General features: G+C 72.3%; 2 protein-coding genes. Both read right to left on the bottom strand.

Annotated features, from left to right (window positions below):
* Window positions 1–6: 6 nt before the first annotated feature.
* Window positions 7–3,222 (bottom strand): ACP S-malonyltransferase, encoded by a 3,216-nt coding sequence (gene fabD, locus KKZ08_RS37415; protein WP_223778670.1) that lies wholly within the window; start codon window positions 3,220–3,222, stop codon window positions 7–9.
* Window positions 3,219–9,200 (bottom strand): non-ribosomal peptide synthetase, encoded by a 5,982-nt coding sequence (locus KKZ08_RS37410; RefSeq protein WP_223778669.1) that lies wholly within the window; start codon window positions 9,198–9,200, stop codon window positions 3,219–3,221. Before KKZ08_RS37410 ends, fabD begins: the two co-directional genes overlap by 4 nt.
* Window positions 9,201–9,271: the final 71 nt, after the last annotated feature.

The following is a 9,271-nucleotide window of genomic DNA, read 5'->3' as shown; positions in this document are numbered from 1 at the left end:
CTCGGCTCACAGTGCGGCGAACATGGCCGCGCGTTCGCGCAGCAGTGCGGCCGTCTCGGACATCAGCTGCTCGGCGATCGCGTCGACGTGGCGCGACTGCCAGGACTCCAGGACGGTGCCGCGCACCCAGGAGTTGAAGGCGCCCATCGCGGGCCCGCAGTAGATCAGGTAGTCGACGGTCCTGCCCGGTTCGCCCCGCAGCGCGAGCCGGAAGCCGCGGTCGAGGTAGCTCCGGAAGGCGTCGGCCATCTGCCGCTTGGGGTCGCCGCTCCCGGGGGCCGCCGCCTCGGGGAGCGGTCCGCGCAGGAACTTCTCCTCGATCTGGCGCCGGGTCGCCGCGTCGATGTCGCCGAGCGCGTCGTGGCGGCGCCACAGGTCGTGGAGCTTGCCGGCGCGCGCGGGCAGGAACACGCCGCGCTTGACGACCTGGGCGCGTACGCCGAGTTCGAACATCTCCGCGGCGGGCGCCAGGGCGACGTCGTGGACGTCGAGGTCCTGGAGGAGCTCCTTCACGGCGGTGCTGGTGTTGGCCTCGGGCGTGCACTGGTTGATGGAGCCGGTGAGCAGGAAGTCCGCGCCGAGCAGGAACGCGGCGGCGGCTGCCTCCGGGCCGCCGATGCCGCCGGCGGCGCCGACGTGCACCTTCGGGCCCGCTCCGGACGCGGCGTCGCGCAGGCGGAGCACGGCGGGCAGCAGGGTGGTGAGGCTGCCGACGGCGTCGTACCAACCGGAGCCGGTCTCGACGCAGAGGTCGTCGGCGAGCGGCACGTCCGCGAACCGTGCCGCGTCGCGGGCGGAGACCTGCCCCGAGTCGATCAGCTCCTGGACGACCCTGCGCGGGGCGGGCGCGAGGAAGGCGGCCGCCATGTCCGTGCTGGACACCTTGGCGAGCACGCGGCCGCCGCCGAGCCGGTACTTGACGAGGGCCGGGGTGATCCGCAGGAAGCCGGAGGCCTCGACGGTGCGCACGCCCTTGCGCAGGAAGAGGTCGACCAGCGCCGACTCGCGCCCCGGGTCGGCGTGCTGGTGGAGGAGGTTCGCGCCGTAGGGGCCGTCCGCCCCGAGGTCGGTACGGACCGCGTCGAGGCCCGCCTCGACCTCGTCGAGGGTCAGGCCGCCGGTCCCGAAGAAGCCCATGCCGCCGGCCTTCGCGAGGCGCGTCAGGAGGTCCGGGCCGGAGACCCCGCCGTACATGGAGCCCGCCAGGTAGGCGTAGCGCAGGCCGTAGCGTTCCCGGAACGTGTCGGCGCCGAGGGCCGCGGGGCCGCCGGGCCGTGCGCGGGGGGTGACGGCCGCTTCGGCGCGGGGCTCCTCGGCCGGGGTCGCTGCGGCGGGCGGCTCCTCGGCCGGGGTCGCTGCGGGCCTCGTGACCAGCGGTTCCGCCTCGGCCTTGATCCTGGTGACGAGCTTGCGCAGCACCGCTCCCGGACCCAGCTCCCGGAACTCGAAGTCGCCCTCGGCCATCAGGTAGCGGATGGTGTCCGTCCACCGCACCGGGGAGGAGATCTGGCGGGCGAGGAGCCGCTTCACCTCACCGGGTCCGTACCGCCGGGCGTGCACGTTGGAGATCACGGGGATCTCGGGGTCGCGGAGCGTGAACCCGTCGAGGTAGCGGGCGAACTCGTCGGCCACGTCCCGCAGGTAGCGGGAGTGGAAGGGGGCGCTGACGTTCAACTGCACGTAGTGGACCTTGAGTGCTTCGAACACCGGCTTGGCCAGGGCGATCTGTTCGGTGGGCCCGGCGAGGACGAACTGGGTGGGCGCGTTGTGGTTCGCGATGTCCAGACCCGTCAGACCGTTCTCGGTGAGCGCCCGCTCGACGGTGGCGAGGTCGCAGCCGAGCACGGCCGCCATCCGGCCGTCCTCGGCACGGCTCATCAGTTCGCCGCGGCGGGCCACCAGGCGCAGTCCTGTCTCGAAGTCGAAGGCTCCGGCGGCGAACAGCGCGACGTACTCGCCGAGGCTGTGGCCGACGAGGAAGTCGGGCGGTGCGGGGTCCTCGCGCCGCTCGCGCAGCCAGGTCAGGGCGCTGACGACGTACAGCGCGGGCTGGGTGAACCGGGTGAGCTTCAGCTCGCGGCGCGGGTCCTCCAGGCACAGTTCGCGGACGGAGTACCCGAGGACGGCGTCCGCGACGGCGGTCTCCTCGGGGAACTCGTCGAAGAGGTCCTTGCCCATGCCCCTGGCCTGGCTGCCCTGGCCCGGGAATCCGTACACCTTCATGACGCCGTCCTTGGATACGGGGGTTGCGGGGGTGGCCGGGGACGCGGCGGCCGGCAGGGCGGCTCGTACGGCGGCCAGGGAGCGGGTGTCGTCGCCCAGTGGGGTGAGCAGCGGAAACGACCGTGAACGGGAGCCGGCGGGCAGACCGGCCCGCGTGAAGTTGTGCAGGGTGCCGGACGGTCCGAGGTCCAGGTACCGGTGGGGGCCGAGCCGCTCCAGGGCGGCAAGGGTCGCCGCGTACTCGATGGGCTGCCTGGTCGCCCGCCACAGGTGGTCGACGGTGATCCGGTCGACCTCGCCCGCGGTGGCGCAGGACACGACGGGGATCCTCGGCGGCTTCAGGTCGGCCGCCGCCATGACGTCCCTGAACAGCGGCTCGGCCGCGTCCATCCGGCGCGAGTGGAAGGCGTACGGGACCGGGACGCGATGGCACACCACCTTGCGTGCCCGCAGCAGTTCCTCGGCCTCGGCCAGGTCGTCGTGTGCGCCCGAGAGCACGAAGTGGCCGGGGTAGTTGCGGGCGGCGACCTCGGTGCGCTCGCGCAGCAGCGGGATGTCCCGGTGGAGCGCCTCGTCGTCAAGGACGGCGAGCATGCCGCCGCGCGGCGCGTCACGCAGCGCGGCGGCCTGGCGGACCAGGAGCCGCAGGCACTCCTCGGCGTCGAGGGCGCCCGCGAGGACGGCCGCGGTGAACTCGCCGAGGCTGGCGCCGAGCAGCAGGTCGGGCCGGATGCCGTACCGGGCGAGGGTGTGGGCGAGGCCGAGTTCCACCATCACGATCGCGGGATGGGTGTAGATCAGCGCGTCGAACGGCTCGGCGGGCCCGTGGCCCGGGGCGTACATCCGGCCCAGTACGGACGTGCCGAGTTCCGTCTCGACGACGGCGTCGAGGCGGTCGAGCGTCTCCCGGAATACCGGCTCCGCCCGGTACAGGCCCTGGCCCATCCGCTGGTACTGCGAGCCCTGCCCGGAGAACATGAACACGGTGGAAGGCGTCACCGCGCCGCCTCTCCGACGTCCGCCGCCTCTCCGGCTTCCGCCGCGCCGTCGGCTTCTTCCAGCAGCGCGCAGACGTCCCTGACCACGAACTCGCCCTCCCGGAAGGAGAGAATGCCTGTCGGCGCGGGCCTCTCGCGGCGGGCCGCCGCCATCAGGTCGCGCACGCTCAGGGGGCGTTCGGCGGCGAGTGACTCCAGCACGGAGGTGAAGGATCCGAGCAGGCGCGTGATCGTGGCGTCGGTGAACCGCTCCCGGTAGTACGACATGTGGAGCTTGACCGTCTCGGTCGGGAAGACGTCCAGGCGCAGCGGGAACCCCATCCGCGAGATGTAGTACGCCGCGCTGAACCGTTCGGAGTTGTCGAGGCCGACGTTCTGGAACACCACGTAGCTCTCGGTGGGCAGGGTGTCGTCCGGCTGTCCGGCCCAGGCCAGCGCCCTGTGCAGCGGGGTGTTCTCGTGGCCGCTCATCGCGACCAGTTCGTCCCTGACGCGCGCGAGGTACTCCGGCAGCCGCTCGGCGGCGTCGACGCGGGTGCGCAGCGGCAGGATGTTCAGGGTCGGGGCGACCATGTCCCCCACCCCCTGGGGGCCTGCCGAACGGCCGGTGAACAGTACGCCGTGGGTGAGGTCGGCCCGCTCCCCGTCAGCGGTGACGAAGGCCGCGACGGTGGCCGCCCAGCCCGCCTGGAACAGCACGTTCAGGGTCAGCCGGTGCTCACGGGCCACCGCGCGCAGCCGGGACGCGAGCCGGTCGGGCAGCGCGAACCACTGCCGTCCGAATCCGCTCTCGGTGCCGAGGTCGTTGCCGGGCACCCGCTCGGAGAGCCGGGTGGGGCCCGGGAGGCCGCCGAGCGCGTGCTGCCAGTAGCGTTCGGCGGCCCGCTGGTCGGCGCCGCGTACCGCCGCCACGAACTCCTTGAACGGCAGGCCCTCTTCGAGTGCGAGGGGCTTGCCCTCGGCGAGCGCGGGCAGGCCGCGGTCCACCTGGTTGGCGATGATGTCGAAGCTCCAGCCGTCCAGGCACAGATAGCTCAGGCTCACCACGATGACGCAGGTGCGGTCGTCGACGTCGGCCACGAAGTAGCGGATGGCGCCCGGCTCCTCGGGCTCGATGCCGCGCTCCCGGTCCGCCTTGAGGTGATGTTCGAGTGCCTCGTCCTGTTCGGCGGGGGTGAGCCCCCGCCAGTCCACGAAGTCCAGCTCGACCCGTGGCTTCCGGTGGACCACCTGGACGGCCTGGTCGGGACCGATCCACCGGAAGGAGGTCCGCATCGTGGGGTAGGTCCTGGCCTGGGTCTCCAGAAAGCTCCGGAAGTCGTCCTTGTCGGCCATCCCGAGCGGCACCGCGGTGAGCCGGTGGACCTGGAACATTCCCGGTTCGGGCGTACGCAGTCGGCGCAGGGCCCACTCCTGGAACGGGGCCACCGGGTAGACGTCCTCGACGTCCGGGTCCGCGCGGAGTTCGGCCAGTCGCGCGGCGGTGTCCCGGTCGCCGGGATCGTCCTCGGCCTCGGTCCGCGCGCTCGCCGTGCCGTTCGCCGCGACGGCGGCGGCGAGCTCCGCGAGCGTGTCGTACTGGAAGATCATCTGTGGGGTCAGTTCGAGACCCCGGTCGCGGGCCTTGGACACCACGTGGATGCTGTGGATGGAGTCGCCTCCGAGCCGGAAGAAGTTGCTGCCCGCGCCGATCGGCTCCACGCCCAGCACCTCGGTCCAGATGTCGGCGATGGTCCGCTCGACCGGGGTCCGGGGCTCGGTGGTGTCACCGGACTCGTCGAGCGTCTCGGCCGCCGGCTCCGGCAGGGCGGCCCGGTCGAGCTTCCCGTTGACGTTGACCGGGTACTTCTTCAGCGGGACGTAGGCGGCCGGGAGCATGTAGTCGGGCAGCCGGTCCTTGAGGTATCCGCGCAGCTCGGGCACGACGGCACGCGCCCACCGGTTGAACACGGGGTCGGTGGCGTACTCCGGCCACCGGCCCGTCGGCGCGGGCGTCTCCACGGCGACGCGGTCGTGCTCGTCGTCCTTGGGGCTCAGCAGCACCGCGTAGCTTCCGTCGGTGCGGTCGGGCATCCAGTCGACGCTGACGGAGCACCCCAGCCGGCCGGCCAGCCGCCACCACTCCTCCGGCTGCACGCCGTGGCCGCCGACCGTCGCCGCGAGGCGCGCGTTGGGCACGTCCAGGACCGCGAGGGCCCGGCCCGGCTCGGCGCGCAGCCGATGCTCCGCCGTGGCGAGCACGTCCTCGCCCCGCGACCACACGATGCGGTCGTCGGGGGCCGCGGGAGCCACGGCGGGGCCACCGACGCGCAGGTAGGCGTCATACCGGTAGCGGGTCATCTCGTTCTCGTGCTCCCCGCGCCGCAGTTGGGTCCTCACGTCCGCCAGGCGGGGCTCCTCCTGCTGCACGGCCCGGAAGAAGTCGGGGTGCAGCACCAGCTCCTGGTCCTGGGCGACGCGCCGGCGGGCGCGGGTGCGCAGCCGCTCGTCGCTCGGCGCATCGCCCGCCTGGTGGAGTTCGACCTCCGTGTGGAAGGTTTCCAGCAGGGCGAGGTTGCGGACGTCTCCGACGAATACGGTGCCGCCGTCGTCGACGCGGCGCAGTGCCTCGCCGAGGACGTTGCGCAAGTAACCGGCGCTGGGGAAGTACTGGACGACGGAGTTGATGACCACCAGGTCGAACTGCCTGTCCTGGAAGGCCGCGAGGTCGTCCGCGCCTCCGTTGTGCAGTTCCACGTGTCTCAACTCATCGCGTTGCTGGACCAGTTGTGTCCGTACGTGAGCCAGTGCGGTCCTTGAGATGTCGGTGGCGTGGTACATCTCGCAGTGCGGGGCGATGCGGGAGAGCAGCAGGCCGGTGCCGCAGCCGATCTCCAGGACCCGTCGGGGCCGCAGGGCCAGGATGCGCTCGACCGTGGTGTCCACCCACTCGCGCATGTCCTCCTCCGGCAGCGGGCCACCGTCGTAGCTGCTGTCCCAACCGCTGATCTTGAAGTCGGCGGGCCCTTCGCCGCCCTCCCCGTAGACGCGGTCGAAGACGGCCTCCCACTCCGTGCCCTGGGGCGTCGTGCTGTCGGCGGCGTCCTCGGCAGCGCTCCCCCCGGCGGCTTCGCCGTCCTGTTCGTCGTCGCGGGTTCCCGGCACGACGTACGCGACAAGACGCTTGTCGCCCGTCCCCGCGGCCTCCCGCCGGGCGAGCACCACGGCCTCGCCCACCTGCGGGTGCCCGGCCAGGGCCGCCTCGATCTCGCCGAGTTCGATGCGGTGGCCGCGGATCTTCACCTGGTCGTCCGCGCGTCCCAGGTACTCCAGTTCTCCGTCGGCCGTCCAGCGGACCAGGTCGCCGCTCCGGTACCAGCGGGAGCCGTCCGGGTCGCGCAGGAAGCGCTGCTCGGTCAGTTCCGGACGGTTCAGATAGCCGAGGGTCACACCGGCTCCGCCCACGTACAGCTCGCCGCGCACACCGACCGGCGTCGGCTGCCCATAGCCGTCGAGGACGCGCACCTCCAGGTCCGGGATGGGCACCCCGATCGGGCTGTGCGCGACGGCGGCGTCCACGTCCGCGCGGGTCACCGGGCGGTAGGTGACGTGGACGGTCGTCTCGGTGATCCCGTACATGTTCACCAGCCGGGGCGAGCGGTCCCCGTGGCGGTCGAACCACGGGCCAAGGCTTCGCACGTCGAGTTCCTCGCCGCCGAAGACGACCACCCGCAGGCACAGGGCGCCGCGCTCCACGTCCGACAGGTGGCGGAAGGCCAGCGGTGTCTGGTTGAGCACGGTGACCCGCTCGTCCCGTAGCAGCTCGTAGAAGCGCTCGGGGGAACGGCTCACCCAGTGCGGCACCACGACGAGCCTCCCGCCGTGCGCGAGCGCGCCCCACAGCTCCCACACGGAGAAGTCGAAGGTGAAGGCGTGGAAGAGGGTCCAGGTGTCCGAACGCCCGAAGCCGAACCACTCCTTGGTGGCCGAGAAGAGCCGCACCACGTTGGCGTGGCTGACCAGGACGCCCTTCGGCGTTCCGGTGGAGCCGGAGGTGTAGATGACGTACGCGGGGTCATCAGGTCCGGCGCCGGGCGCCCGCTCGGGGGCGCGCTCGTCCGTCGCCCCGTCGATGACCACCAGCTCGGCCGTGTGCTCGGGCAGACCGTCGACCAGGTGCGGCTGGGTCACCAGGATGGGCGCGGAGCTGTCCGACAGGAGGTAGGTGACGCGCTCGGGCGGGTAGTTGGCGTCGATCGGCAGGTAGGCGGCGCCGGACTTCAGGATGCCGAGGATGCCGACGACCAGGTCGACGGAGCGCTCGGCGCAGAGCCCGATCAGGGTGCCGGGGCCCGCGCCGAGGCGGCGCAGCCGGTGCGCGAGCGCGTTGGCCCGGCCGTCGAGCTCCCGGTAGGAGACGTGTTCCCCGTCGTGGCTGACCGCGATGGCGCCGGGTGCTTCGGCCGTCCGCTCCTGGAACAGTTCGTGGAGCAGCGCGACCGGTTCGGCACTCGGCGCGGGCGCCCGCGAGCCGCTCCACTCCAGTTCCAGGCGCTCGCGGTCGGCGGCGGGCATGATCGGCAGCTCCCCGACACCGAGGCCCGGGTCGGCGGCGACCGCCTCCAGGACCACCCGGTAGCCGTCGAGCAGGCGCTGGACGGTGGCCTCGTCGAAGACCGCGGAGTTGTACTCCACCTCGACCAGGAAGTCCCGGTCGCGGTCCACGACGCTGATCCACAGGTCGAACTTCGAGGTGTCGTTGCGGATGCCCTCGATCGCCTCGACCGTCAGCTCCTCGCCGGAGCTGAGCTCACGGGCCGGCAGGTAGCTGAAGGAGACCTGGAACAGCGGGTTCTGGCTGAGGTACCGCTCCGGCTGAAGGGCCTCGACGACCGCCTCGAAGGGGACCTCCTGGTACTGGTGGGCGCCGTTCACCACGTCCTGCACCCGGCGCAGCACCTCGCGGAAGTCCGGCTCCCCGGCCAGCCGGGTCTTGTAGACGAGCGTGTTCACGAACAGCCCGATGAGCTGCTCGATGTCCAGCCGGGTGCGGTTGGTGACGGGCGAGCCGACCGCGATGTCCTCCTGCCCGGTGTAGCGGTGCAGCAGGACGTTCAGCGCGCCGAGCAGCACGGTGAAGAGGCTGACGCCCTCCCGCTTGCACAGCTGGGCCAAGTCGGTGCGCAGCTCCTGGGGGAAGACTGTTCTGAGGTCGCGTCCCTCGAAGGTCTGCACGGGCGGGCGGGGCCGGTCGAAGGGCAGCTCCAGCGGCTCGGTGCCCTCGCCCAGTTGCTCGCGCCAGTACGAGAGCTGCTGCTCGAGCCGCTCGCCGCTGAGGTGCTCGCGCTGCCACACGGCGAAGTCCGCGTATTGGACGGGCAGTTCCGGCAGCGGCGAGGGCCGCCCGGCCGCGAAGGCGTGGTACAGCGTCAGGAGTTCCTGCCAGAACAGGCCGAGCGACCATCCGTCGACGACGATGTGGTGGGCGTTGAGCAGGACGACGTGCAGCTCGGGTTCGAGGCGGTACAGGGTGACCCTCAGCAGGGGCCCGGCCGCGAGGTCGAAGGGCCGCCGCGCCGCCTCGTCGACCAGGCCGTCCAGCGCCCCCGGGTCGGAGGTGAGGTCCACCAGCTCGACCGGCACGTTCACCCGCGGCAGGATCCGCTGCCAGGGTTCGCCGTCCTCGCTGGGCAGGACGGTGCGCAGCGATTCGTGCCGGCGGACGATCTCGTCGACGGCGCGCCGCAGGATGTCGTGGCGCAGCGGTCCGCGGAGCCGGAAGCTCATCGGGACGTTGTAGGCCGCGCTGCCGGGCACCATCTGGTCCAGGAACCACAGCCGGCGCTGGGTGAAGGAGAGCGGCGGCCGCTCGCCGGCGGGGCGGCGGGGAATGCCGGTGGTCCCCGCCGGGCGGGAGGCACCGCTCAGCTTCTCGAGGAGTGCCCGCTTCTGCGGGGACAGTCGCGCCTTGCGCGTGGCGGCGAGGTCTTCGGGGGACATGGCGGGGGGAACTCCTCTGTGTCGTCGGCGGCGTCCTGGGTATCGCCGGTTTCACGCGAGCGGGGGGCGGG

The sequence above is a fragment of the Streptomyces sp. 135 genome, assembly GCF_020026305.1.
Classification (GTDB): domain Bacteria; phylum Actinomycetota; class Actinomycetes; order Streptomycetales; family Streptomycetaceae; genus Streptomyces.
This window is presented reverse-complemented; position numbering and strand designations above follow the sequence as displayed.